Below are 24497 nucleotides of genomic sequence, written 5' to 3' on the forward strand. Positions count from 1 at the left end.
GTGGGCATCGAGATCCCGGGCGAGGTCGCCTGGCTCGTCCCGATCGTCGTCGGGCGGAGCTGGCCGGAGGGCGACGAGACCGCGTTGCGGCGGATGGCCGACGCCTACCGCACCGCCGCGCGCGGCGTGCGGTCGGTGATCGACCAGGCCGACACCGCCGCCTCGGCGGTCGTGGGCAGCCAGGAAGGCGTGGCCGCGCGGCGGTTCGAGGAGCACTGGGGCGAGTACACCGCCGGTGACGACGCCCGCCTGCCCGCGCTCCAGCGGGCCTGCGAGGAGCTGGCGGAGACCTGCGAACGCGCCGCGCTGGAGGTCGAGCACGCCAAGCTGGCCATCATCGCGGCGCTGCTCGCGCTGGCCGTGGAGATCTCGGCCCTGGTCGCGGCGGCGTTCGGGACGTTCGGCGTGTCCACGGCCGGCATCCCGGTCGCGCAGCAGGCGGCCAGGGCGACCGTGCAGGACACGTTCCGGCGGTTGGTCACCGCGATGCTCCGGGACGTCGCGGTCCCGGACGGTGTCGACATCGCCGCCCGGACGGGTCGCGTGGAGGGGAGCCCAGTGGGAGGCAGCCCAGTGGAGGGGAGCACCGTGACGGGCGGTGTCCTGACCAAGGGCAAGCACCCCGGGCAGCTCCCCGGAACCACCTCGGGCCAGGCCGTCAACGCGCCCGACGTGGTGACCACCTCCGCCGCCGCCGTCTCCAGCGCACCCGTCTCCAGCACCCCCGCCGCACCCGTGCCCGGTGCGACCCGCGACGTGCCGCCCCAGCCGGTGATCACCGCTCCTCCCGGCGGGTCGACCGGTCAGAGCCCCACCCGGCCCGGCAACGACACCACCACGACGTCCCACGCGCCCCCCGCTCCACGCGAGACCGCAGGCCGATCAACCGGCGTGGCCGCCGCACCGGAAGCCCACCGGAACGGCCCGGTCGGCGGTGGCGGCACCGGAGCCGTCCCGACCCCGACCAGGCCCGGGACGACGCCGAGGACGTCCGGCGGCTCGTCGATCAGCGGCCGACTGGGCGGCCCGCCCGGGACCGGCTCGCCGGGCGGCCGGAGCACGTCACCCGGCGGTCCCGAGTCCCGTGCCGGCAGCCGGTCCGGGTCGGTGCCCGGGGTGACCGCCGGCCCGACGTCCGGCGTGCTGCCGGGCGCGGGACAGGGCAACGGTGGTGCGCCACCGCCCGGCCGGAGCCCGGGCGCCGGTGGTCCGACCACGAGCGGGCCGGCGGCCGGTGGGGCGGTGTCGACCGGCGGCGCGGGTCTCCTCCCGGCGACCGCCGTGGCCGCCGGTGGGCGTGGTCCGTCCGCCGGTGGCCGGGCCGCGCGCGCCAAACCGGAACGCGACGACGAGTCCCGCGACACCGACACCGATCCCGCGGAAGAACCCGCTGATGACCCCGCTGGCGACCCCGCCGACGACACCTTGACCGGCGTACCGGCCGAGCCGTTCCGGGAGACCACACCGGCACCGCCCAACCCGGTCGCCACCCGCACGTGGCCCGCCGAACCCCTGTCCCACAAGGAGATCCCGGGCAGCACGCCACCGCGACTCGTGGAACTCCCCGCCGGCACCGTGCTGGAGCGGTCCGGCAGTCCCGAGGGGGACGTCATGTCGCCGTTGCGGTCGGACAACGCCAAGAACCCCCACGTGTACGTCCTCACCACGCCGATCCGGGTCACGGCCGACCGGCCGGGCGGGACGCCGGGGTTCCGGCCGGTGCCGACCCCGGCGCTGGTGGACCCCGCGACCGGCGGGGTGAGCGTCCGGCGGCTGCTGGACCTGGGCGTCCTGCGTGAGGCGACCGCGCCGCCCACCACCGACCGGCCGGACTGCACGCCGGAGGCGACGTGGCGGCGGATGGAGCGGGACCGGTCGAACTTCGTCCGGGCCGGCGGTACGGTCGAGATCATCGACACGTTCACCCGGTGCGACCCACCCCGGCACCCGCACGCGTACCGGACCAGGTGGCGGGTGACGCTCGCCGACGGCACGACCGAGATCTACGTCAGGAGCTACCCCGATGAGCCCACCGCGGCCCGCTGACCGGTCGACCACCGAGCAGCGCCACGACGAGCTGCTCCAGCGGATCGGCGGTCTGCTGCTGGACGCCGCCCCGGACGACTTCCGGCGCATCGACCTCCTGGTGAAGATGACGGTCGCGGTGCGGGACCTGGCGCTCACGGTGTACCGGCCGGACGGTTCGACGCCCGAGGTGCTGCCGCCGGAGGGGCTGACCGAGGCGTTCGAGGAGATGCGGCAGGTGCTCTACCAGCCGGGTCGCGGCGCGTGGTTCTCGTGCCGGTGCGTGGTGAACGCGCCGGCCCGGATCGACATCACCTACAACTTCGACCACGACCCCCTGTTCACGCCCCCGGTGCCGGCCGCGGACTTCGCGCGCGACCTGGAGGCGTTCCCCCGGGACGACGCCTTCGTGCCGGACTGGCTGCGGGTCAGGTTGGCCGAGGCGTCCGAGGAGCAGCGGGCATGACCACGCCGGTACTGGCCGCCGAGGAGCAGAACGCGATCCTCGGCTCCGTCACCACGCTGCTGGTGCAGCGGCTGCGTGGCGACTGGGAGCAGTTGTTCATCGACTTCCGCGTGGTGGGCGACCACGTGGAGACCGACGTGTCCGGCGTGACCATGTTCGGCGGTCCGTTCCGGTGGGAGCTGCCGGTCGCGGCGATGCCGTTCTTCACGCAGCTGCGCGAGGGCATGGCCCGGCCGGGCCGGGGCACGTGGGTGTCGTTGCGGTTCCACCTGGTCCACCCGGACACCTACTCGGTCGAGTTCAACCACGACCAGGAGCCGGACTGGACGTCGCCGCCCACCGCCGAGGACCGCGCCGACGAGCTGGCGCGGTACCCGCGCGACTCGCCGCCGGACTGGCTGGCGGCCCGCGCGCCCGAGCTGATCGCCGCGCCGCTGCTGGACGACCCGCACGGCGGGTTGATCGCCGACCGGCCCCGCGTGCACCCGCAGGAGCTGGCCGACGTCCTGGAGTACCTGGAGAGCGCGCCGGTCGTGCTGACCACCGGCTCGTACGGGCCGGACGCGTTCCAGCCGGACCTGCCGCCCTCCGTGCCGCTGTCCTTCCACACCGACGGGACCTGGGTCTGGTCCGGCGGCGTGGCCTACTACCTGCGCAACCACCACGTCGCGCCGGCGCCGCAGCTCGTCCAGCACATCCGGGACAACGACTACGCGGTGCCGCCGGTGAACCCGACCACGCAGAGCGCCGCCGCGGCCGTGGCGACCGGCCAGGCGCGGAGCGCGCCGCTGCCGCCGCACACGCCGCGGGTGATCTCCGACGCGGACCGCCACGCGCTGGAGCACCTGAAGAACCGCCTCGACCACTACGGGGTGGGCGAGGGCGAGTACGGGATCGTCGAGCCGAAACCGGACGCGTTGGTCATCGAACCCGCGCCGGGTCCGAGCGGCTGGCAGGTCCAGTTCTGGGACGCCGACCGCGGCCCGCACGGGCGGCCGAAGGTGCACGAGCACGCCGTGGACGCGGCGAAGGCGCTGCTCGCGCAGCTGCTGTGGCGGGACGACCTGGACGAGGTCCGCGCGGGCGGGCGGGCGCGGGCGGTGCGGCCCGTGCCGGACATCCAGCCCCTGCCGGACGAGCCGCCGCTGTCGTTGTTCCGCGACCGGGAGGCCGTGGTGCTGCCGGTCGGGACCGAGGTCGACCGGTTCGGGGACGACACCGGCAACCTGGTCTACGCGGCGGGCACGGCGTACGGCAACCGGTCGTTGCCACCGGAATGGCTGAACCGCGCGTACCACGGCTACCTGGTGCGACAGCCGGTGCCGGCGTTGAAGGGCGTGGCCGTGCCGTGGTTCGGCCAGGTCGGCGGCGGCACCGGGTACTTCCTGGCCCGCCCGGTGCGGGACCTGCTCGCCGACGGCAGCCTGGTGGAGATCGGGTAGGCCGAGGGCCTGGCGCGGAGCGGTTCGTCCATTCGGCCGAGCGGGGTCCCGTGCGGGCACGATGCGTCGCGGGGGAAGATGATGCACGTGTCCGAGCCGAAGCCGTTGAACCCGACCGAGCAGGACGCGCTGGTCAAGCAGATCGGCCTGTCGCTGATGCGGGCCGCCCCGGAGGACTGGCGGCACGTGACGGCGGAGTACCGCGCGACCGGTCGGTACTTCGAGCTGTCCGCCGAAGTGCGTGCCGCGGACGGGACCATGCGCGCGTGGTCGCCACCCCAGGACGTGGCCGGTCTGTTCGCGCGCCTGCGCGCGGGCATGTACCGGGAGGGCCGGGGCAGCTGGTCCAACGCCCGTTACCAGCTCGACCACCCGTCCAGCTACAACCTCGACTTCGACCGCGCCGAGCCGGTGTGGCAGACGCCACCGCCGCCGCAGGCGTACGTCGACGAGATGCGGTTCTTCCCGCGCACCGACGAGAACGTGCCGGACTGGCTGCGTCGCCGGCTGGCCCAGCAACCCGCCCAGCCGCGCTTCCGCACGGCCCGCGTGTTCGACGGCGCGGGCCCGAACGGGCGTCCCTCGGCGCACCGGCCGCCGGTGCCCGACGACGAGCGGGAGCGGTTGCTCGCCTACCTGGACCACGCGCCGGTCGCCGTGGTCGGGCGCGGTGGTTTCGACGCCGACGTGCTCAACCCGGAGGCGCCGGCCGTGGTGCCGGTGGCGTTCCAGACCGACGGCCACTGGATCTGGCCCGCCGCGGTCGGCTACTACCTGCGCGCGTACGGCGTGCCGCCCGAGCCGGAGCTGGTGGAGCGGGTCAAGGCGCACGACTTCGAGCTGCCGGAGGTCCCGGAGGACGTCCGCGTGGCCGCCGCCGCGAACCTCGGCGCGCCCGCCGCGCCCCGCGACACGCCGCTGCCCGCCGTGCCCGTGCACGAGTTCCGGGAGTACGAGGAGCCGGTGGAGGTCGGCGAGACGGTCGCCGCGCTGCTGCCCGACCGCGCGTCGGCCGAGGACGGCCCGGTGCCCGTGGGTGAGACGGTGCACCTCGGCGACGTCAAGCCGGAAACGGTCGAGTACGCGCAGGACGGTCCCCCGTACCGGGTGCGGTTCGAGGAGGACGGCGGCCCGGTCGTGGAGGACCGGTACCGGCGGGACACCTACGTCGACGGCATGGACCTGTTCGCGCCGGTCACCACGTACGACCGCGCGCCGGAGGAGGCGCAGACGTGGAGCCCGTTCGCGGACGAGGAGCCCGAAGCCGCCCGCGCCGCCGAGCCGGAGACCGAGGCCGAGCCCGAGCCGGTGGACGAGTCGCCGGCGGAGCCGGAGGCGGTCGAGGCGCCGGCGGCCGACGAGCCGGAGCGCGTCGTGGACGAGGAGGAGGCCGAGCGGACCACCGAGATCGAGGTGGACCAGGAGGAGCTGTTCCCCGAGCAGTCCTACGACCGCGGCCACCGGTTCGACGAGCACGACTCCGACGAGTCCGACCACACCGACTACGACGACACCGCCGACTACGAGGAACCGGCCGAGGAGGAGCCCCGGCAGGTGACGGTCGACGAGGAGCGCGAGCTGGTCGCCCTGCGCCGCGCGCTGGACGACCTCGAAGTGCCGGCCGCGGCGTACCGGTTCGGCGAGCCGGTCGACCGCACGTGGCGGCTGCGCGTGACCGACCGGGACTGGGAGGTGTCGTGGTACGACCACGGCCCCACCAAGCCGGTCCACTTCGAACACCTGGACGACGCCGCCGCCTACCTGGTCGGCAAGCTCGTCCTCACCGGCCACCGGGCGCCCCGCCCGCTGCCACCGCGCAACCAGCCGCCCCGCCCGCCCCGCCCCGAGGGCTTCCGCGAGGAACCGCACCACGAGCCGTTCCGCGACGAGCCGCGCCGCCCGGAGCCGTTCCGCGACGAACGCGCACCGGAGCCGCTGCCCGAGGAGCCGCCACGCCGACCGGAGCAGTTCCACGACGAACCGCCCCGCCCGCCGGAGCAGTTCCACGACGAGGCCCAGCGCGACGAGGTCCAGCGCCAGCCGGAGCCGTTCCGCGACGAGCCGCGCCAGCCCGAGCCGTTCCGCGATGACGTCCAGCGCCAGCCGGAGCAGTACCGCGATGACGTCCAGCGCCAGCCCGAGCCGTTCCGCGAAGACCTCCAGCGCCAGCCGGAGAACTTCCGCGACGAGCCGCGTCGGCCGGAGCCGTTCCGCGAGGAGCACCAGGCGCAGGCCGAGGGCTTCCGCGAGGAGCCGCCACGCCCCCCGCTGAACAACGGCTTCCGCGACGACCGCCGCGCCCCCACGCCGCCCCCGGCGCCACCCCGCGCGGAGGCCCAGGAGCCGCCCAAGTCGCGTGCCTGGCCGATCACCCCGATGAACGGCGAGCCGCCGCTCACCCTGTTCCGCCACAAGCAGCTCGTGGAGCTGCCGGTGGGCGCGGAGGTGGACCGGTTCGGCGACGGCGGCGGCAACCTGGTCTACGCGGCCGGCACGCCGTTCCCCGAGCGCTCCCTCGTCCCGTCGTGGGTCAACCGCCCGTACCGCGTCTACCGCCTGCGCCGCCCGCTGGAGGTGCTGACCGGCATCGCGGTGCCGTGGTTCGAGCAGCCCGGCGGCGGCACGGCGTACCTGCTGCCCGGGTCCGTCGACGACATGCTGGCGGACGGCGTCCTGGTCGAGGTGGCCAACCAGGAGGCGCCCACCCACTAGTCCACGCGCAGGCCGTGCGCGGCGGCGAAGGCGATGGCCGTGTCGACGTCCACGCGGGCGCCGCGCAGGTCGGCCGCGACGAGGCCGTCCGCGCCGAGCCGCGCGCCACGCAGGTCCGCGCCGTCGAACCGGCACCCGCGCAGGCGGGCGCCGGTCAGGTCGGCGTCACGCAGGTCCGCGTCACGCAGGTCGGCGTCCTCCAGGTTGGCCTCCCGCAACCGCAGGCCGCGCAGCGACGCGCGGCGCAGGTTCGCCCGGGACAGCCCGGCGAGGGTGAGGTCGGTCTCCTCCCAGGTGATCGTCCGCAGCCCGCAGTCGACGAACAGCGAGCCGAGCAGCGTGCTCGACCGGAACACCGCCGAGCCGAGCACGGCGCGGTCGAACCGGCACGACCGGAACGCGGTGGCGGTGTGCTCGGAACCGCCCAGGTCGGAGCGGTCGAACACGCACTCGGTGAAGGTGCAGCCCGACGTCACCAGCCCGTGCAGGTCGGCCTCGGTGAAATCGCACCGCACGAACGAGCGGCCCTCCCACCGCTGCCCGGCCAGCACGGCGTCGGTGTAGTCCTCGTCGGCTTCCATGATGTTCACTGTCACACCATTTCACCGTTCAGCGGTTGGTAACCTCACCGCGTCGGGCAACCCGCCCGATGCGCCGGTCCCGGAGTAGAGACCGCCGCTGACAGGTGCAGCCTGCCTAGTGGTCGTGCCCGAGGACTGAAGCCGTTGGATCGTCATTCGGGAAGGCTCATGACCCGCACGCCCGTGAACGTCACCGTCACCGGTGCGGCCGGCCAGATCGGCTACGCACTGCTGTTCCGCATCGCCTCCGGCCACCTCCTGGGCCCCGATGTCCCGGTCCGCCTGCGGCTGCTGGAGATCCCGCAGGCCGTCAAGGCCGCCGAGGGCACGGCCATGGAGCTGGACGACTGCGCGTTCCCGCTGCTGTCCGGCATCGACATCACCGACGACGCCAAGACGGCGTTCGACGGCGTGAACGTCGCCCTGCTGGTGGGCGCGCGCCCCCGCAGCAAGGGCATGGAGCGGGGCGACCTGCTGGAGGCCAACGGCGGCATCTTCAAGCCGCAGGGCGAGGCGATCAACGCGGGCGCGGCGGACGACGTGCGCGTGCTGGTGGTCGGCAACCCGGCCAACACCAACGCCCTCATCGCGCAGCGGCACGCGCCGGACGTGCCCGCCGAGCGCTTCACCGCGATGACCCGCCTGGACCACAACCGGGCGCTGTCGCAGCTCGCCAAGAAGCTCGGCGTGTCGGTCACCGACATCAAGAAGCTCACGATCTGGGGCAACCACTCGGCCACCCAGTACCCGGACCTGTTCCACGCCGAGGTCAACGGCCAGGTCGCGGCCGAGGCCGTGAACGACCAGGCGTGGCTGGAGAACGACTTCATCCCGACCGTGGCCAAGCGCGGCGCGGCGATCATCGAGGCGCGTGGCGCGTCGTCGGCGGCGTCCGCGGCGAACGCGGCCATCGACCACGTGTTCACGTGGGTCAACGGCACCGCCGAGGGCGACTGGACGTCGGCCGCCGTCGTCTCGGACGGCTCGTACGGCGTGCCGGAGGGCCTGATCTCGTCGTTCCCGGTGACCGCCAAGGGCGGCCGGTACGAGATCGTGCGGGGCTTGGAGATCGACGAGTTCTCCCGCGGTCGCATCGACGCCTCGGTCGCCGAGCTGGTCGAGGAGCGCGACGCGGTGCGGGCCCTCGGCCTGATCTGATCGCGTGCGGGCCGCGCTCCGCACGGGGCGCGGCCCGCATGGCATGTTCATGGTGTGACGAAAAACCTGTGGCCAGTCCCGGAACCGGTGCTCGCCCAAGACGTGCACCCGGCCCTCGGCGCGACCGCCCGCGCCGCGTCGCGTGCCTACCAGGAGGCCCGTCGGCGGCACACGCGTGCCGAACTGCGTGAAGAGGTCGCGGACGGCGCGGACGGCACCCCCACCATGCGGGTCGACGCCCTCGTGGAGGCGGCCATCGCCGAGGCCGCCGCGGCGGCCGGGGTGAACCTGCTGTCCGAGGAGGCGGGTTTCCTCGACCACGGCTCGGCCGTGACGCTCGTGGTGGACCCGGTGGACGGTTCGGCGAACGCGGCGATGGGCGTGCCGCTGTCGTGCTTCGCGGGCGCCCTGGTGGTGGACGCGACGCCGGTGGAGGCGTTGACGGTCTGGTTCGACACGGGCCGCGCCTGGTCGGCGAAGGCCGGTGAGCCCGCGGGCTTCCGCACGTCCGGCCGCACCGCGTTGAAGGGCTCGTCGATCTGCCTCATGCGCCCCAAGCGCGGCACGGAGGAGGCGTGGCACCGGCTGGCGAACGCCGCCGACCGCATCCGCGTGCTGTGCACGACGTGCCTGGAGACGATGCTGGTCGCCGAGGGCTCGGTGGACGCGTTCGCCGACCCGGGTTCGGACACGCACCGCCTGATGGACCTGATCGCGGCCATGGTGACGCTGCCCGCGGCCGGTGGCGTGCTGCTCGACCTGCGTGGTCGTCCGCTGGAGTTCGACCCGGACCTGTCCCGCCGCTGGTCGGGCGTCGCCGCCGCCACGCCGCGGCTCGCGGACGAGTTGATCGCCACCGCCCTGGGCTGAGCCGTGCTCGACCGCCCCCGGCGTCGGCCGGGGGTGGGGTCGGGTCCGCTCGCTCAGTCGCCCCGGCGGGGCTCGACCAGGCTGTCCGGGCCGGGGTAGACCAGCCCTTCGTGCCCGTCCGCGAAGCGGACCAGGTAGGGCGGAGCGCCCTCCTCGCCGCGTACTTCCAGGATCTCGCCGACGCGCTCGTCAAGACCCACCGCGCGGCTGTGGACGTGCAACCGGTCGCCTGCTGTCGCGTGCATCTGCCACACCTCCGGTGCGTCACAGCTAGGACGGTTCCGAAGGTACCGACCGCCCGGCGATCCCGCCCGGCGTGCGCCGGTCAGCCGCCGCAGGCGGCGCTGAGCTTGGCCACCTGGTCGAGCTTCTGCTGCGTCCAGTCGGCGAACTTGGTCGGGTCGAGGTCGCTCAGCGTCACCTTGGACATGGAGTCCGACACGCCGGTGATGGCGTCGCGCAACGTGGTGTCACCCGCCTTCTCGGCGAGCTTGCTCAGCTCCTCCGCCTTGGCCTTGGTCTCGTCCACGGCCTTCTGGGGGTCCGCCGCGCTGGGGGTGAAACCGGCCAGCGCGAGGGCGTCCACGCAGAGCTTGGCCTTGTCGATGCCCTGACTGGCCTGGTTGGCGGCGTTGGACGCCTCCTGCACGGCCTCGCAACCGGAGACCGCGCCGACGAGGCCGAGCGCGAGCAGGATGGTGGCAACCGGACGGCCTGCGCGCATGGGTGCTCCTGTTGTCTCGGTTGGTGCCCGTTTCGCCCGACTCTACCGACGCGCGTACAACCGGCGCACCACATCGTCGATATCGGGTTCCTCCAGCACGAGGTCGTGCACGTCGGCACGGGCCGCGACCGCCGCGATCAACGCCGCCGCCGTGGTTTCCGCGCGGCGGAACGTGAGGTGCAGTCGCAACCCGCCCAGCTCGGAGCGCACCGACCGCACGCCCGGCAGGTCGTCCAGCGGCCCGGCGGGGCGCTCCAGGTCCACCACCAGCACGCGGTCCGGCGCCACCCGCTCCCGCAGCTCCTCCAGCGGTCCGTCGGCGAGCACCGCGCCGCGGTCGATCACCAGCAGGCGCGGGCACAACCGCTCGATGTCGTCCAGGTCGTGGGTGGTGAGCAGCAACGTGGTGCCGCGCCGCGCGTTGAGGTCGGCCAGGAACTCGCGCAGCCGTTCCTTGGACTCCAGGTCCAGGCCGATGGTCGGCTCGTCCAGCACCAGCAGCTCCGGCCCGTGCAGGAGGGCGGCGGTCACCTCGCCGCGCATCCGCTGCCCCAGCGAGAGCTGCCGGACCGGCGTGTCCAGGAAATCGGCCAGCTCCAACAGCTCGACGCACTCCGCGAGCCGCCGCCGGTGGTCCTCGGCGGGCACCCGGTAGATCGCGCGCAGCAGGTCGAAGCTGTCCCGCAGCGGCAGGTCCCACCACAGCTGGCTGCGCTGCCCGAACACCACGCCGATCCGCCGCGCCAGCTCCCGGCGGGAGCGGGCCGGGTCGACGCCCGACACGCGGACGCGGCCCGAGGTGGGCACCAGGATGCCGGTGAGGATCTTGATGGTGGTGGACTTCCCGGCCCCGTTGCGCCCGACGTACCCGACGGCCTCGCCGGCGGCGACGTCGAAGCTCACCGCGTCGACGGCGCGGACGGTGCGCCGGCTGCGCCGGAACCGGCCCGTCTTGGTGGTGACGGTGAACTCGCGGCGCAGGTCGCGCACTTCGATCATGACCCGGTCCCTCGGTAGTGGCGAACGGCGAACCGCCACACCAGCCCGGCCACCCCGGCGGCGGCGAGTGCGACGAGCGGGGAGACCCAGCCCAGCAGGGCGGGCCCGCCCAGCGGGTCGTCCCGGCCGAGCAGGGCGAGCGCGGGGTAGTAGGCGACGAACGCGCCGGGCACCACGAACGCCATGAACCGGCGCAGCAGACCCGGGTAGATGTTGATCGGGTAGGAGGCGAACGCGTTGCCGCCGTAGGTCACGGTGCTGGTCAACTGCTGCCCCTCGACCAACCAGAAGCACACCGCGCTCGCCACGACCCACACCGACGAGAAGATCACCGCGCCCGCGAGCGGCGCGACGACGACCAGCAGCACCGTCCACGGGGACCACGCGATGTCGTTGCGCGCCAACGCGTACGCCAGTGCGAGGAGGCCGGTGAGGATCTTCCCGGCCCGGTGCAGGCGGACGTCGGACACCATGATCTGGGGCAGCGTTCCCAAGGGGCGCAACAAGAGCACGTCGAACTTGCCGGTGCGGATGTAGTCCGGCAGCTCGTTGAGCTGACCCGCCGCCATGTCCGCGATGCCGAACGAGATGGACGCGATGGCGTACATCAGGACGACCTCGGACACGGAGAACCCGCCCAGCGCGTCGACCTGCCGGAACAACACGGAGATCACCGCGAGTTCGACGCCCTGCGCGATGGCCTGCGCGAGGCAGTCCAGCGCGAACGACACCCGGTACGCGGTCTGGCCGCGCAGCCGCGCGCCGACCAGCCGCCGGTAGACCGGCTCACCCACCCTGCACCACGACCTTGCGCACGGCACGCCGGAGCACGAAGTGGCCCGCGGTCAGCAGCACCGCGGCCCAGCACGCCTGGTGCAGCAGCACCGTCCACTGCGGACCGTGCTCCAGGTAGACGTCGATCGGGCCCTGGACGAGGGCGGGGAACGGCGTGGCCCACAACAGGTCCCGCGCCCACCCCGGGAAGAACGGGATGGGCAGCGCCAGACCGCACAGGAGGGTCGAGGCGACCGCGTACAGGCCGAGCACGCCGCGGTTGTCCAGCAGCCAGAAAGCGGTGGTGTTCAACAGGAACCGGATGCCGAAGCTCACCAGCAGCCCGAGCACGGCGCTCAGCGCGAACAACGCCCAGGTGCCGGGACCGGCTCCCCGGAAGGGGAATAGCAGCCCACCGATCGCGACCGGCGGCAGGAACCGGACGAGGACCGAGTAACCGGCGCGGCCGACGTCCTCGGCGAGCAGCGCCGCCTGGAGGTGCCACGGCCGGTACAGGTCGACCACGACGTCGCCGCTGCGGACGCGCTGGGCGAGCGTCGTGTCGCCCCAGAGCACGACGAACGCCAGGATGCCCTGCCCGAGCCAGACGTAGGCCACGGCGGAGGGCACGTCGTAGCCCTCCTTCGGCGCCGCGCCGACCACCGCGAGCAGCACGGAGGTCCGGAGCAGGCCGAACATGACGTTCGCGGCCAGGCCGGCGAACATCGCTTGTCGATAGGTGGAGTAACGGCGGAATCCGGCGAGCGCGAGCTGCGCGTAAGAGCGCACGTCTCACTACCCTAGGAATGAGCGCAACCGGTTTTCCGGTCGGTGTTCCCCGGTTATCGCGGTGCGGCCAGCACGCCGTCCAGCAGGCCCGGGTAGAGGGCGTCCAGGTCCTCCCGGCGCAGGCTGCTGATCCGCGACGTGCCGCGCGGCTGGACGCGCACCACGCCCGCCTCGCGCAGGGTGCGCACGTGGTGGGTCAGCGTGGACGGGCTGACGCCCAGGCCCATCGACCCGCACGAGACGCCGTCGGCGCGGGCCAGCTCGCGCACGATGCGCAGCCGCACCGGGTCCGCGAGCGCGTGCAGCACGGCCGCGATGCGTATCTCGTCGCGTTCCGGGTGGGGGAGGGTGTGCATGACGCCCATCCTACGAGAGGCATCGAAGTTCGAAGATCCTCGTAGTACGGTTTTGATCAAACTGTCACTCGACCTAGGGAACCGACACATGTCTGCCCGCACCTACCTGCTCACGGCCGGGGCGTTCGCCGTCGGCACCAGCGGGTACATCGTCTCCGGCGTCCTGCCCGCCGTGAGCCGGGAGCTGGACGTTTCGCACGCCGTCGCAGGCCAGTTGCTCACCGCGTTCGCCATCGCCTACGCCGTGGCGTCACCGTTGTTCGCCGCCCTGGCCGGCCGGTGGGAGCGGCGCAGGCTCCTCGTCGTGGCGCTCGCGGTGTCCGCCGCCGGCAACCTGCTCGCCGCCCTCGCGCCCGACTACCCGCTGCTGGTCGTCGCCCGCGTGGTGAGCGCCCTCGGCGCGGCCGTCTACACGCCGGGCGCGGTCCTGGTCGCCACCGTCCTCAGCCCGCCCGACCACCGGGGCCGCGCCGTCGCCCTGGTGTTCGGCGGCCTGACGTTCTCGCTGGTGTTCGGCGTGCCGGCGGGGAACCTGCTCGGCGAACCCCTCGGCTACCGGGGCGTGTTCGGGCTCATCGCCGCCGTCACCGCGCTGGCCGCGGTGGCCGTGCGGCTCGGCCTGCCGCGCGTCGACGCGCCGCCCGCGGTGAGCCTGCGCGAGCGCTTCGCGCCCGCCGCCGACCGGCGCGTGGTGTCCGCGCTGGCGTTGACCGTCCTGACCTGCCTGGCGGTGTTCTCGGTGTTCAACTACATCGCGCCGCTGCTCGGCGAGACCACCCACGTGGAGGGGGTGGTGATCAGCGTGCTGCTGGTCGCCTACGGCGTCGGCTGCGCGGTCGGCAACTGGGCCGGTGGCCGCCTCTCGGACCGCTACGACACGCGACGCCTGCTGCTGGTCGTCTTCAGCTGCTTCACGGTCGTCATGGCCACCCTGCCGCTGGTCGCGACCACCGTCGTGGGCGCGGCGACCGCGTTGTTCCTGTGGGGCGCGCTGGCCTGGTCGACCAACCCGCCGATCCAGTCGTGGCTGATCGAGCTGGCGCCCGCCAACAGCGGTCTGCTGCTGTCGCTCAACGCGTCCGCCATCTACCTGGGCATCGGGTTGTCCGGCGTGGTCGGCGGCGTGGTCATCAGCTGGGTCGGCCTCCTGCCGCTCGCGCCCATCGCGTCGTTGCTGGCCGTGGTCGCGCTGGTGCTGCTGCTGTTCCTGCGGCCCGGTCAGGGGCCGAAGGCGCTGGTCGTCACCTCGCCGCCCGTGGAGTCCCTGGCGAAGCAGTGGAAGTAGTTCCGATCACCGTCCGCGAACGCCACGGCGGTGATCTCCCAGGTCGAGGTGTCCACGGTGGGGCGGGTGTTGGCCTTCATCGCCTCGGCCGTGCAGACGTCCTTCACCTCGGGGGCCTGGAGCAGCTCGTCGCTGTCGACCTGCGGGATCGAGCCCGACAGCCACCCGCCGGCGAACGCCTCCCAGTAGTGCGGGGTGGCGCAGTCCCCGGCCCGCCGGGCCGCCGACGCCCGGCCGCCGATCGACGTGATGCCGTGGTAGCAGGTCGGCTCGTCGACGCAGAACCCCGTGGCGCAGGCTTTCAGCCGGGGCGGCGCGGTGTCGGCGGTGTTGTCCGGTTGCCGCCCCGCGTCCCGGGCGGCGCTGTTCTGCGACGCCCCGCCTCGGGCGCCCGCGTTGCCGTTGATCCACGTCCAGGTCCCGACCGCCACCGCGACGGCCAGCACGGCGGCTCCGACCACCACCGCCCACGGCTTGCGCTTGGGCCGGCCGAGCGTCCCGGACACCGGGACCGGCTGGTACGGGTGCGGTGGCCCGGTGGTGCCCTGTTCGGCCAGGGGGAACAGCGGCACGGGTCCGCGATCGGGTGCGGGGGCGCCCGCCAGCTCGTCCCGGAGCTGGGCGGCGGAACGCGTCCGGTAGGCGGTGTCCGGGTTGAGCGCCCGGACCAGCGTCTCGTGCAGGTCCGGCGGCACGCCCGGGACGACCGGCACGGGCGAGCGCAGCACCTCGCCGAGGTGGTCGAACGAGTCGATCGGCCAGGGCACGGGTCGGGGCGGCTTGCCGGCCAGGAGGTCGTACAGCGTGGCGGCCAGGGAGTAGACGTCGGCGGCGGGCGTCGGTTGGGCCATCGCGAACGCCTCGGGCGGCGCGTAGCCGGGGCTCAACGCGTCCCGCGTGACGGTCGAGCCGCCCTCCGCGTCCAGCAGGGCGGCGAGCCCGAAGTCGGCGAGCTTGGCCGTGCCGTACCGGTCGAGCAGGATGTTGCCGGGCTTGATGTCGCGGTGCAGCACCCCTTCGGCGTGGGCGACCGCGAGGGCGTCCGCGAGCCGGACCCCGATCTCCCGCACCCGCGCCGCGGGCAGCGGCCCGTCCCGCCGGATCAGCTCGGCCAGCGACCCGCCCGTGCACAGCTCCATGACGAGGTAGGGCGTGCCCTGCGGCGTGAAGGCGGCGTCGTGCACGGACACGACGTGCGGGTGCCCGGACAACCGGGCGGCAGCCTGGGCCTCCCGCAAGAACCTCCGCCGGTCCCGCTCGGTCTGCAGGACGCGGTTGTCGATCTTCACCGCGACATCCCGCCCCAACTGGACCTGACGGGCTCGGTAGACGGTGGCGAACCCGCCCTGCCCCAGTGGTGTCAGGTCGGCCAACCCAGGCAGCTGCACGCGGGGACTGTAACCCGGCCCACCGACACCGAAGCGCGGCTACCCGGCGCTCTTGGCGGCGGCCTTGGCCGCCTTCTTGAAGTCGCGGACCTCGCCCAACGTCTTCTCGTCCACGACGTCGGCCACGCTGCGCCGTGACCCCTCGTCGCCGTACGCCCCGGCGGCATCACGCCACCCCTCAGGCTGAACCCCGAGCTGCTTGCCGAGCAGCGCGAGGAAGATCCGCGCCTTCTGGTCCCCGTACCCGGGCAACTCCTTGAGCCGCTTGAGGACGGTCCTGCCGTCCGGTTCACCCCGCGTCCAGATCGCCTCGGGATCGCCGTCGTAGTGCTCGATCAGGTACCGCGCCAACGTCTGCAACCGCTTGCCCATCGACCCCGGGAACCGGTGGATGGCGGGCACCTCGGACATGACGGCGGCGAAGTCCTCCTCGCTCGCCTCGGCGACCCGGTGCACGTCCAACCCACCCATCCGCTGAGCGATGTCCCGCGGCCCCTTGAACGCCTTCTCCATCGGGATCTGCTGGTCGAGCAGCATCCCGAACAACAGGGCGAGCGGGCTCCTGGACAGCAGTTCGTCGGCTTCGACGTCCTGCGCGAGGCACAGCTTCGGGCTCATGGCGGAAGCATCGCACGGCCGCGCCCGGCCCGCGTCAGGACGCCAGGCCGGTGAAGTGGTCGAGCATGTCCTGGAAGGTCATGCCTTTCACGGCCTCCGCCTCGGCGGCGACGGCCGCGCTGCGGGCGGTCATCGCCTGTTCGTACTCGGCGAGCGCGGTCTCGACGTCACGAGTGGCGAGCGCCTGCCCGAGTTCGGCGCCGTCCAGCATGGCCAGGTTCGCGCCTTCGCCGTTCGGGGCCATCAGGTGAGCGGCGTCGCCGACCAGGGTCACCCCGGGCACGCGGTCCCACCGCAGGCCGGTCGGCAGGGCGTGGTGCGGGCGCACCACGGGTGGCGTGTCGCCGTCCGTGATCAGCGCGGTGAGTTCGGGCGCCCAACCGGCGAACTCGCGCGCGACCCGCGCCGTCGCCTCGGCGGGGTCGGTGAAGTCGAACCACTCCCGCGGCCGGGGGAGCACCACGTACGTGTGCAGGGTGTCGCCGCTCTCCCGGTGGGCGTGGATCTCGCCGCCCGGTCCGGCGGCGATCAACGAGCCGCCGCCGACCGCCGCCGCGGCGGCCGGGTGCCGGGTGTCGGCGTCGAACAGGTAGGTCTCCACGAACGACGTGCCGGTGTACTCGGGCGTCGCGGCGGACAGCAGTGGCCGGACGCGTGACCACGCGCCGTCCGCGCCGACGAGCAGGCGCGTCACGGTGGTGGTGCCGTCCGCGAAGGTCACCTCGTGCCGGCCGGCACCGAGGGCACGGGCGCCGGTCGCCTTGCGGCCCCAGCGGACGGTGTCGGCGGGCAGCGATTCCAGCAGCAGCCGCCGCAGGTCGGCGCGCTGCACCTCGGGACGTCCGCCGGTGCCGTCGTCGGGCTGCTCGAACACGACGGTCCCATCGGGGTCGAGAACGCGCATGGCCTGGCGGCCCTCCAGCACGAGGGCGCGGAAACCGTCCACGAGACCGGCGGCGCGGAGGGCGAGTTGGCCGTTGTAGTCGTGGATGTCGAGCATCCCGCCTTGGTCGCGGGCGGTCGGCGAGGGTTCCGCCTCGTGGACCTCGGCCGGGATGCCGTGGACGTGCAGGACGCGGGCCAGCACGAGGCCGCCCAGGCCCGCGCCGATGATCGTCACCGGCGGGGGTGTGGCTGTGGACATGGTGGATCCTCCGGTTCGTTTTCGGAGGCGCGGGCTAGGAGTGCGCGTGCCGGAAGTGCCGGTCGGCGTCGTCGAAGACGATCTCGACCACGGCCGCCAGCTCGTCCGCCACGACCTCGGGCGACGTCCCGTCCAGGACGCCTTGACCGCTGCGGTCGACTATCAGCTGGAACACCGACACAAGCGCGGCGGCGTGCGCACGGGCCACCGCGGGGTGCACGGCGGGGCAGGTCTCGGCGATCGCGGTGGCGACCGCGTCGGTGTCCCGGTCACGCATCTCCAGGGCGGCACGCCGGATGGTCGGGCTGCCCGCGCACAACGCCGGGAACGCACCACGCGCCTCGTCCGCGCCGACCTGCCGTATCCGTTCGACGTCCTCCCGCGCCACGACACGCAGGGCTTCGGCCGGGGTGGTGCCGTCCGGCCGTTCCGTGATGGCTCGCACGTACTTCTCCCGCATCTCGTCCGCGCGGTCGAGCACGAGGTCCAGCTTGGTCGGGAAGTAGTTGTAGACGGTCTGGTCGGACACCTCGGCGGCGTAGGCGACGTCGGCGATCGAGACCTCGTCGAAGCCGCGGATGGCGAACAACCGCGCGGCGGCATCGGCGATGTGCTGACGCGTCAACGCCTTCTTCCGCTCCCGCAGCCCGCCTTCTCGCGCCATGACCCCACCGTAGCGGAAAACTTTTGGTTCCGCCAAAGTTTTGTCGGACCCAACGTTCCGGTGGCTCAGGCCCGGGTCACCGGCACGACGTGACGCAGCAGCAGGCGGTACGCCTCGCGGTCGACGGTGGCCGGGTCCTCGGCCAGCCAGTCGCCCACCTCCTCGACGAACTGGGCCGGCGTCATCGGCGGCACGACGGTGTCGGCCGCGGGGTCCGCCGTGACGTCACCCGCGCGGCTCGGGTAGATCACCAGCGCGGCCCGGATGTCGAGCCACGGCAGCAGTTTCCGGTACAGCGCCAGGCTGCGCGGCAGGCGGGTGGCGCCTCCCCGGAACGGGTGGCCGTTGCGCCACAGGGTGCCGTCCTCCTCGGCCGCGTAGTGGCCGGGCAGCCACGACTTCGACTCGACCAGCACCAGCCGCCGCCCGCACAGCACGGCGTGGTCCACGTCGGCGAACACCGACTCCGGCCACGCCAGGCCGTGGAACAGGCGGGCGCCGGGCAACCTCGTCAGGTAACGCGACATCAGGTCGGCGGTCAGCCCCTCGCACACCCGGTCGTCGACCGTCCCGTGCACGACGCGCGCGTCCACCTCGGCGGCGAACCGCCGGTCCTCCCGCACGGCCCTCAGGTAACGCCGCACCAGGCGGAACGCCACGACCGCCGCGGCGGCCACGACGACCAGCCACAGGGTCAGCGTCAACGGCGAGAAGTCCACCACCAGCACGGGCAGCAGCAGGAAGAACCACCCGCACACAGCGGCCAAAGCAGGCGCGTGGCCGGGGCCCGCCACGGGCACGTAGCGCACGCGCTGACCGACGTCCACGAGCGGCCACCACGGCACGTCGCCGAGGTCCGGCTTCGGGGGCACGAAGTCCGGGTCGTCGCCGAAGTCCCGGGGCCGCCCGGCCCGGCCGGCGCGGGGCGGGCGGGTCGACGTGGCCCGGCTGTGCGGACGGGTGAACGACCACCCGCGGTCGTAGTCACGGCGCCGCGTCGGGTCGCGGAGCGTGTCGTAAGCCTCCTGGAGCATCCGGAACGTCACCGACGAACCGCCCGCGTCCGGGTGCATCACCTTCGCCAACGACCGGTATGCGGACTTGATCTCCGCCGTGGACGCGTCGCGGCCCACCCCGAGGAGTTCGTAGTAGTCGACCCCGCGCACCCGGCAGACCTTAGCGGGGCCGGCCGGACGCCTCTGTTCGGCACTGTCTTCCGGGGCGTGGTGGTGGATAGGGTTGTGCCCCTGGACCTGTAGCGCAGTGGTTGACGCGCCCACCCCGCGGGGCGGGAGTACGCCGGTTCGAATCCGGCCTGGTCCGCCGAGTTGCAGGGCGCGGGGTTCGGTCGCACGCTGCGCGCATGGCCACTTGCGATGTCTGCGGCAACGACTACTGGATGGCGTTCGAGGTGCGCACGGTCGGCGGCAACGTGCACACCTTCGACAGCTTCGAGTGCGCGATCCAGCGCCTGGCGCCCCGCTGCGAGCACTGCGACTGCCGGATCCTGGGCCACGGCGTCGAGGTCGAGGGCCGGTTCTTCTGCTGCGCCCACTGCGCGCGCAGCGCGGAGCACCTGGGCGGCCAGATCCGCGACACGGTCGGCGCCCACCCCGGCTAGACGTTGAGCACGAGCTTCCCGTTGTGGAACCGCGGTTGCAGGTCGCCACGCGCGTCGACGCTCTGCACGCCGTGCGGCAGGACCTCCTCGATCGCGCTGAACGCGAGGATGTCGGACACGCCGTACCGGCCGCGCAGCGCGCGCTGCCCGGGGAACCGCAACGCCCTGCCCTCCACGCGATCGCGGTGCGCGAGCGCTGCCCTGAGCGCGCCGGCGGTGAGGTCGTCGGGTCCGGCGAGCCGTTGCCGGGCCGCGTGGTGCACGGCCACGCCGTAGCCGCGTTCGACCAGCGTGGCCACGACGTTCTCCGACGGGTCCTCGGCCAGCCGGAACGACATGGCGTGGTGGTCGTCCACCGCGTGCACGCACACCACCTGGGCGTGGAACAACAGGGACTCGTGCAGGGCCAGCGCCGTGCTGTCCGCGGCACGCGGGTCTGCGTGCCCCGCGTCGAGCCCGAGCCAGGTTGTCATCGCGAGGTCCCTCCGGCCGCACGGGTCGCGGTTCCCGGCGAGGCTAGTCCGATCGGGTGAGGTCCGGGTAGCCTGCGAATGGCGGGTTCCCGAAATCTAGATGGGCAGCAGGTCGAACCCGCCCAGGAACGGCAGCGCGCCGGTCCGCTGGAGCGCCGCGGCCGACAGCCAGACGGACAGGATCGTGATCAGCGGTCCGACGATCGCCATCTCGACGGTCCCGCCGGTCTGCATCCGCATGACCTTCGGCGGCGCGACGGGGAACCACGTCTTGCCGCCCAACGGGATCGGCCACAGGATCGGGCACCCCTGCTCGGTGATCGCGTCACCCAGGAAGTGCGCCACGCACCCCACGCCGACCGCGATGCCGCACGCCGCCGCACTGGCCGCCGTCTGCGACGTCCACGCCACGCACGCCACGGTGACCACACCGGACACGACGGTGATGAGCAACGCGTCCTTCTTGGGCGACCAGTCGTTCATGATCCCCCGCACGGCCAGGCCCGCGAACACGAACATCAACGCGGGCAACGCCCACTTCTGGGACTGCTGCACGATGGCGGTGGTGATGACGGCCGAGATCAACGCGAACACCAGCGTGTGGGTGAAGCCCCGGTGGCCGCCGTCGCGCTTGGAGTCCCGGCGCGTGCGGGTCGTGCGGTAGAGGAAACCGCTGATGGTGTTGATCAACGCCGACGCGCCCTGGCTGACCGGCCCGAAGGTGCGCGAGATGGTGGACGACGGGTGGTCCAGGTCCGGCAGCAGCGCCGCGCCCGTGGCCAGCACCGCGCCGACCGCCCAGCTCTGCGGCGTGAGCTGACCGATCGGGTGATCCTCCGCCAGCGCGGTCACCGCGGCCCAGGCCAGCAACCCGCTCATGGCGTGCGTCGGTCCGGTCGACATGGCGCCCCCTCCCCAAGATCGTCAGTGGAGGCTAAGGCATTGTGACCCCGTTCCCATTCAAGCCGGGTGGGCGCACTGCCGGCCGGACATAGCAGTACGCTTGTCTTGCTTGCACTGTAGCGAGAGGAGCGCCCTGAGTATGGGCAAGATCAAGGTTCAGGGGACCGTCGTCGAACTCGACGGCGACGAGATGACCAGGATCATCTGGCAGTTCATCAAGGACAAGCTGATCCACCCGTACCTGGACGTCAACCTCGCGTATTACGACCTGGGCATCGAGCACCGGGACGCGACCGACGACCAGGTGACGATCGACGCCGCGCACGCCATCAAGCAGCACGGCGTGGGCGTCAAGTGCGCCACCATCACGCCGGACGAGGCGCGGGTGGAGGAGTTCGGCCTGAAGAAGATGTGGGTCTCGCCGAACGGCACGATCCGCAACATCCTCGGCGGCGTGGTGTTCCGCGAGCCGATCATCATCTCCAACATCCCGCGGCTGGTGCCGGGCTGGACGAAGCCGATCATCATCGGCCGCCACGCCCACGGCGACCAGTACAAGGCCACCAACTTCAAGGTGCCCGGCGCGGGTGAGCTGACCATCACCTTCACGCCGGAGGACGGCTCCGAGCCGATCCAGCACGTCGTGGCCAACTACGGCCCCGACGGCGGCGTGGCGCTCGGCATGTACAACTTCAACAAGTCCATCGAGGACTTCGCGCGCGCGTCCTTCGCGTACGGGTTGCAGCGCAACTACCCGGTGTACATGTCGACGAAGAACACGATCCTCAAGGCGTACGACGGCGCCTTCAAGGACATCTTCCAGCACGTGTTCGACACCGAGTTCAAGGCGCAGTTCGACGCCGCCGGCCTCACCTACGAGCACCGCCTGATCGACGACATGGTCGCCGCGGCGCTCAAGTGGGAGGGCGGCTACGTCTGGGCCTGCAAGAACTACGACGGCGACGTCCAGTCCGACACGGTGGCGCAGGGCTTCGGCTCGCTGGGCCTGATGACCTCCGTGCTGATGACGCCGGACGGCAAGACCGTCGAGGCCGAGGCGGCGCACGGCACCGTGACCCGCCACTTCCGCCAGCACCAGGCGGGCAAGCCGACCTCCACCAACCCGATCGCCTCGATCTACGCGTGGACCGGCGGCCTCAAGCACCGCGGCAAGCTCGACGGCACCCCCGAGGTCACCGGCTTCGCCGAGACCCTGGAGAAGGTCATCATCGAGACCGTCGAGAGCGGTCGGATGACCAAGGACCTGGCGCTGCTGGTCGGTCCCGACCAGGAGTGGCTGACCACCGAGGACTTCCTCGGGACGCTGGACGAGAACCTCCAGAAGCGGATGGCCGGCTGAGCCGACCGCACGCACGCACCACCGGCGCAGGGGACCGCTCACGGGCGGTCCCCTGCGGCGTTCCCGGCCCGCGTAGCCGCCGGCTGCCGGGTAACCCGTTCGGTTCCCCTGGCGGGTGGAATCGGTCCGCGGACGTGCCGCCCGGTCCACCCGCGCGCTATATGTGCAGTTCAGGGAGTGCGATCGGGAGGCGGGACGATGTTCGGTATCCCTACGCGCGCGCTGATCGTCATCGGCGTGCTGGGCGCGGCCGGGGTGATGTGGGTGGCCAACGGCGGCAAGCCGATGGGGTCGGACGCCGCCGCGCCCGCCGGGTGCGAGATGACCGTGGTGGCCGACATCCTCAACGTCCGGTCGGGGCCCGCGGACACCCAGCCCATCGTGTCGACCGTGCCGCGGGACTCCGTGGTCAAGGCGGAGCGGACCGTGGAGAACGGGTTCCGGTTGCTGTCCGACGGCCGCTGGGTGAACAACGACTTCGTGAAGCCCACCTCCGGCAGCAACTGCGGGTGACCGGGGATTAGCTCTCGCGCGCGGCGGGGGTCGCTCGGCGGGCGGTTCCCGTCGGCGGGACGCGGTGCCACGTTGGGGCGATGAGCCGATTGCCTCCGCAGGTCTCCGGCGCGCTGCCCGCGCTGGGCCACCTGGTCGAGTTCATCCGCACCCCGGTCGAGCTGATCTCCCGCGGCCGGCGGGAGGTCGGGGACGTGTTCTCGCTGCGCCTGCCGGGCCGGCGGGTCGTCGTCCTGCTCGGCGCCGAGCACAGCCGGTTCTTCTTCCGCGAGACGGACCACAAGCTGTCGATCCGCACCGCGTACCCGTTCTTCGAGCGCATGTTCTCGCGTGAGTTCTACTTCTTCGCGGACATGGCGGAGTACCAGCGGCAGCGCGAGATCGTGGTGCCGCGCTTCCAGGGCGTGCACCTCGACGGGTACGTGAGCACCATGCTCGCCGAGACCGCGGCGTTCGAGGAGCGGTTGGGCGACGCGGGCGAGTTCGACCTCACCGCCGAGCTGGGTCCGCTGGTCATGCGGATCGCGGCGCGCTGCTTCCTCGGGCCGGACTTCGGCGCGCGCATGGACCGCGACTTCTTCGCCGAGTTCCGCCGCTTCTCCGGCGGCATGAACCCCGCCGCGCCACCGTGGCTGCCGCTGCCGTCCGTGGTGCGCAGCAACCGGGCGCGCGACCGGCTGCGCGCCGCGCTCGGCGGGATGCTCCGGGAGCGCCGCGAGCACCCGGTGTCGCCGCCGGACTTCCTCCAGACCCTCGCCGGGGCCGCGTACCGGGACGGCACGCCCGTGCCGGACCACGTGCTGGTCAACATGATCCTGCTGTTCACGTGGGCGGGGCACGAGACCACCACCGGGCACATCGCGTGGGCGCTGGTCGACCTGCTCGGCCACCCGGAGCACGTCGAGCGGGTCCGCGCCGAGACCGGCGACCTCGACCTGGCGGGCGTGCGGCGGTTGGCGCACCTGGACGACTGCCTGCACGAGACGGAACGCCTGCACCCCGTGGCGCACGTCCTCGCCCGCCAGGCGGAGGAGGCGTTCGAGATCGGGGGTCACGTCGTGCCGGCGGGCACGATGGTGCTCGCCGCGCCGTCCGTGACGCACCGGCACCCCGCGGAGCACGCGCGGCCCGACGACTACTGGCCGGACCGGTACGAGGAGGGGCGGGAGGGCAGGCGGGAGCGCCAGTCGCTGATCGGTTTCGGCGGCGGCCTGCACCGCTGCACCGGCGTGCACTTCGCGTACCTGGAGATGAAGGTGGTGCTCGCCCGGCTGCTGGCGCGGTACGACTTCGAGCTGCTCGACCCCGGGCCGCGCCCGGTGCCGGGTATGCGCACCAAGTGGCCGGACTCGCCGTGCCGGGTCCGGTACGCGCGCCGGGTGCCGGCGGTGGTGTGATGGGTGGGTGTTCCTGAGGTGGCGGTCCTCGCGGCGTGGTTCGGTGACGGTGTGCGCGTGCACGCCCGAGTGGCCGGGGTTGCGCTCCGAGATGGGCGGGCACGAGCTGCGCGGGGTCCCGTCACCCGGCGGCAGCAGCCCGTTGGTGTGGCAGCTCGGGCTCGTGGCGACCTGCACGGGCTGCGGCGCGCGTTACCCGGACGGCTGGGCGCCCGCCCCGCGCGATTAGGCTGAC

The 24497-nt window shown here is 72.9% G+C and carries 26 protein-coding genes and 1 tRNA gene; 13 read left to right on the top strand and 14 right to left on the bottom strand.

Going from position 1 to position 24497, the window contains the following annotated elements; genetic code table 11:
- From KZQ38_RS02835 to KZQ38_RS35835, 4 genes are all read left to right on the top strand, one after another.
- Complete coding sequence (locus tag KZQ38_RS02835) at positions 1 to 2046, top strand: WXG100 family type VII secretion target (RefSeq protein ID WP_219438046.1); 2046 nt, start codon at positions 1 to 3, stop codon at positions 2044 to 2046.
- A complete protein-coding gene (locus KZQ38_RS02840) occupies positions 2024 to 2491 on the top strand; it encodes a hypothetical protein (RefSeq protein ID WP_219438048.1) in 468 nt (155 codons plus the stop codon). Before KZQ38_RS02835 ends, KZQ38_RS02840 begins: the two co-directional genes overlap by 23 nt.
- Positions 2488 to 3933, top strand: a complete 1446-nt coding sequence (locus tag KZQ38_RS02845) for a TNT domain-containing protein (protein ID WP_219438050.1) — start codon at positions 2488 to 2490, stop codon at positions 3931 to 3933. Before KZQ38_RS02840 ends, KZQ38_RS02845 begins: the two co-directional genes overlap by 4 nt.
- 81 nt (positions 3934 to 4014) lie before the next feature.
- The gene (locus KZQ38_RS35835) at positions 4015 to 6645 is read left to right on the top strand and encodes a TNT domain-containing protein (RefSeq protein ID WP_372452199.1); all 2631 of its coding nucleotides are present in this window, start codon (positions 4015 to 4017) and stop codon (positions 6643 to 6645) included.
- On the opposite strand, the gene KZQ38_RS02855 is transcribed toward KZQ38_RS35835, so the two are convergent.
- Positions 6642 to 7226, bottom strand: coding sequence for a pentapeptide repeat-containing protein (locus KZQ38_RS02855; RefSeq protein ID WP_219439302.1), 585 nt, complete (start codon positions 7224 to 7226; stop codon positions 6642 to 6644). The genes KZQ38_RS35835 and KZQ38_RS02855 overlap by 4 nt on opposite strands.
- Before the next feature lie 168 nt (positions 7227 to 7394).
- On the opposite strand from KZQ38_RS02855, the gene KZQ38_RS02860 reads away from it, so the two are divergent.
- Positions 7395 to 8384: a malate dehydrogenase gene (locus KZQ38_RS02860; protein WP_219438052.1), complete on the top strand. Its 990-nt coding sequence runs from the start codon at positions 7395 to 7397 to the stop codon at positions 8382 to 8384.
- A 54-nt stretch (positions 8385 to 8438) separates the two neighbouring features.
- Positions 8439 to 9254, top strand: coding sequence for an inositol monophosphatase family protein (locus KZQ38_RS02865; protein WP_219438054.1), 816 nt, complete (start codon positions 8439 to 8441; stop codon positions 9252 to 9254).
- 53 nt (positions 9255 to 9307) lie between these two features.
- On the opposite strand, the gene KZQ38_RS02870 is transcribed toward KZQ38_RS02865, so the two are convergent.
- The 6 genes from KZQ38_RS02870 to KZQ38_RS02895 all read right to left on the bottom strand — a co-directional run bounded on the left by KZQ38_RS02870 (position 9308) and on the right by KZQ38_RS02895 (position 12905).
- Positions 9308 to 9499, bottom strand: coding sequence for a DUF1918 domain-containing protein (locus tag KZQ38_RS02870; protein ID WP_219438056.1), 192 nt, complete (start codon positions 9497 to 9499; stop codon positions 9308 to 9310).
- Positions 9500 to 9579: 80 nt separating this feature from the next.
- Positions 9580 to 9978, bottom strand: a complete 399-nt coding sequence (locus KZQ38_RS02875; protein ID WP_219438058.1) for a bacteriophage spanin2 family protein — start codon at positions 9976 to 9978, stop codon at positions 9580 to 9582.
- Between the two features lie 42 nt (positions 9979 to 10020).
- Positions 10021 to 10977: an ABC transporter ATP-binding protein gene (locus KZQ38_RS02880; protein WP_219438060.1), complete on the bottom strand. Its 957-nt coding sequence runs from the start codon at positions 10975 to 10977 to the stop codon at positions 10021 to 10023.
- Complete coding sequence (locus tag KZQ38_RS02885) at positions 10974 to 11771, bottom strand: ABC transporter permease (RefSeq protein ID WP_219438062.1); 798 nt, start codon at positions 11769 to 11771, stop codon at positions 10974 to 10976. Before KZQ38_RS02885 ends, KZQ38_RS02880 begins: the two co-directional genes overlap by 4 nt.
- Positions 11764 to 12540 (bottom strand): ABC transporter permease, encoded by a 777-nt coding sequence (locus KZQ38_RS02890; protein ID WP_219438064.1) that lies wholly within the window; start codon positions 12538 to 12540, stop codon positions 11764 to 11766. The genes KZQ38_RS02885 and KZQ38_RS02890 overlap by 8 nt, the downstream gene beginning before the upstream one ends.
- A gap of 53 nt (positions 12541 to 12593) precedes the next feature.
- Positions 12594 to 12905, bottom strand: coding sequence for an ArsR/SmtB family transcription factor (locus tag KZQ38_RS02895; RefSeq protein ID WP_219438066.1), 312 nt, complete (start codon positions 12903 to 12905; stop codon positions 12594 to 12596).
- A gap of 79 nt (positions 12906 to 12984) precedes the next feature.
- Between KZQ38_RS02895 and KZQ38_RS02900 the strand changes: the two genes are divergently transcribed.
- Positions 12985 to 14181: an MFS transporter gene (locus tag KZQ38_RS02900; protein ID WP_219438068.1), complete on the top strand. Its 1197-nt coding sequence runs from the start codon at positions 12985 to 12987 to the stop codon at positions 14179 to 14181.
- Here KZQ38_RS02900 and KZQ38_RS02905 read toward each other — a convergent pair.
- The 5 genes from KZQ38_RS02905 to KZQ38_RS02925 form a co-directional block, all read right to left on the bottom strand.
- A complete protein-coding gene (locus KZQ38_RS02905; RefSeq protein WP_219438070.1) occupies positions 14115 to 15569 on the bottom strand; it encodes a serine/threonine-protein kinase in 1455 nt (484 codons plus the stop codon). The two genes, KZQ38_RS02900 and KZQ38_RS02905, sit on opposite strands and share 67 nt — an antisense overlap.
- A 39-nt stretch (positions 15570 to 15608) precedes the next feature.
- A complete protein-coding gene (locus KZQ38_RS02910) occupies positions 15609 to 16187 on the bottom strand; it encodes an HhH-GPD-type base excision DNA repair protein (protein WP_219438073.1) in 579 nt (192 codons plus the stop codon).
- Positions 16188 to 16221: 34 nt separating this feature from the next.
- Positions 16222 to 17331, bottom strand: a complete 1110-nt coding sequence (locus KZQ38_RS02915) for an FAD-dependent oxidoreductase (RefSeq protein ID WP_219438075.1) — start codon at positions 17329 to 17331, stop codon at positions 16222 to 16224.
- A 34-nt stretch (positions 17332 to 17365) separates the two neighbouring features.
- Complete coding sequence (locus KZQ38_RS02920) at positions 17366 to 17995, bottom strand: TetR/AcrR family transcriptional regulator (protein WP_219438077.1); 630 nt, start codon at positions 17993 to 17995, stop codon at positions 17366 to 17368.
- 65 nt (positions 17996 to 18060) lie between these two features.
- Positions 18061 to 19161: a J domain-containing protein gene (locus KZQ38_RS02925; protein WP_219438078.1), complete on the bottom strand. Its 1101-nt coding sequence runs from the start codon at positions 19159 to 19161 to the stop codon at positions 18061 to 18063.
- Between the two features lie 83 nt (positions 19162 to 19244).
- Between KZQ38_RS02925 and KZQ38_RS02930 the strand changes: the two genes are divergently transcribed.
- A tRNA-OTHER gene (locus tag KZQ38_RS02930) sits at positions 19245 to 19318 on the top strand.
- A gap of 40 nt (positions 19319 to 19358) precedes the next feature.
- On the top strand, positions 19359 to 19616 hold the full coding sequence (locus KZQ38_RS02935) for a metallothionein (RefSeq protein ID WP_219438079.1): 258 nt from the start codon (positions 19359 to 19361) through the stop codon (positions 19614 to 19616).
- On the opposite strand, the gene KZQ38_RS02940 is transcribed toward KZQ38_RS02935, so the two are convergent.
- A complete protein-coding gene (locus tag KZQ38_RS02940) occupies positions 19613 to 20089 on the bottom strand; it encodes a hypothetical protein (RefSeq protein ID WP_219438081.1) in 477 nt (158 codons plus the stop codon). The two genes, KZQ38_RS02935 and KZQ38_RS02940, sit on opposite strands and share 4 nt — an antisense overlap.
- 96 nt (positions 20090 to 20185) lie before the next feature.
- A complete protein-coding gene (locus tag KZQ38_RS02945; RefSeq protein WP_219438083.1) occupies positions 20186 to 20992 on the bottom strand; it encodes a metal-dependent hydrolase in 807 nt (268 codons plus the stop codon).
- A gap of 139 nt (positions 20993 to 21131) precedes the next feature.
- Here KZQ38_RS02945 and KZQ38_RS02950 point away from each other — a divergent pair, with 139 nt between their 5' ends.
- The 4 genes from KZQ38_RS02950 to KZQ38_RS02965 all read left to right on the top strand — a co-directional run bounded on the left by KZQ38_RS02950 (position 21132) and on the right by KZQ38_RS02965 (position 24491).
- Complete coding sequence (locus KZQ38_RS02950; protein ID WP_219438085.1) at positions 21132 to 22352, top strand: NADP-dependent isocitrate dehydrogenase; 1221 nt, start codon at positions 21132 to 21134, stop codon at positions 22350 to 22352.
- A 198-nt stretch (positions 22353 to 22550) separates the two neighbouring features.
- On the top strand, positions 22551 to 22865 hold the full coding sequence (locus KZQ38_RS02955) for an SH3 domain-containing protein (RefSeq protein WP_219438087.1): 315 nt from the start codon (positions 22551 to 22553) through the stop codon (positions 22863 to 22865).
- Between the two features lie 80 nt (positions 22866 to 22945).
- Positions 22946 to 24262 (top strand): cytochrome P450, encoded by a 1317-nt coding sequence (locus tag KZQ38_RS02960; protein ID WP_219438089.1) that lies wholly within the window; start codon positions 22946 to 22948, stop codon positions 24260 to 24262.
- A 7-nt stretch (positions 24263 to 24269) separates the two neighbouring features.
- Positions 24270 to 24491: a hypothetical protein gene (locus KZQ38_RS02965; RefSeq protein ID WP_219438091.1), complete on the top strand. Its 222-nt coding sequence runs from the start codon at positions 24270 to 24272 to the stop codon at positions 24489 to 24491.
- Positions 24492 to 24497: the final 6 nt, after the last annotated feature.

The sequence above is a fragment of the Saccharothrix obliqua genome, assembly GCF_019375475.1.
Lineage (GTDB): Bacteria > Actinomycetota > Actinomycetes > Mycobacteriales > Pseudonocardiaceae > Actinosynnema > Actinosynnema obliqua.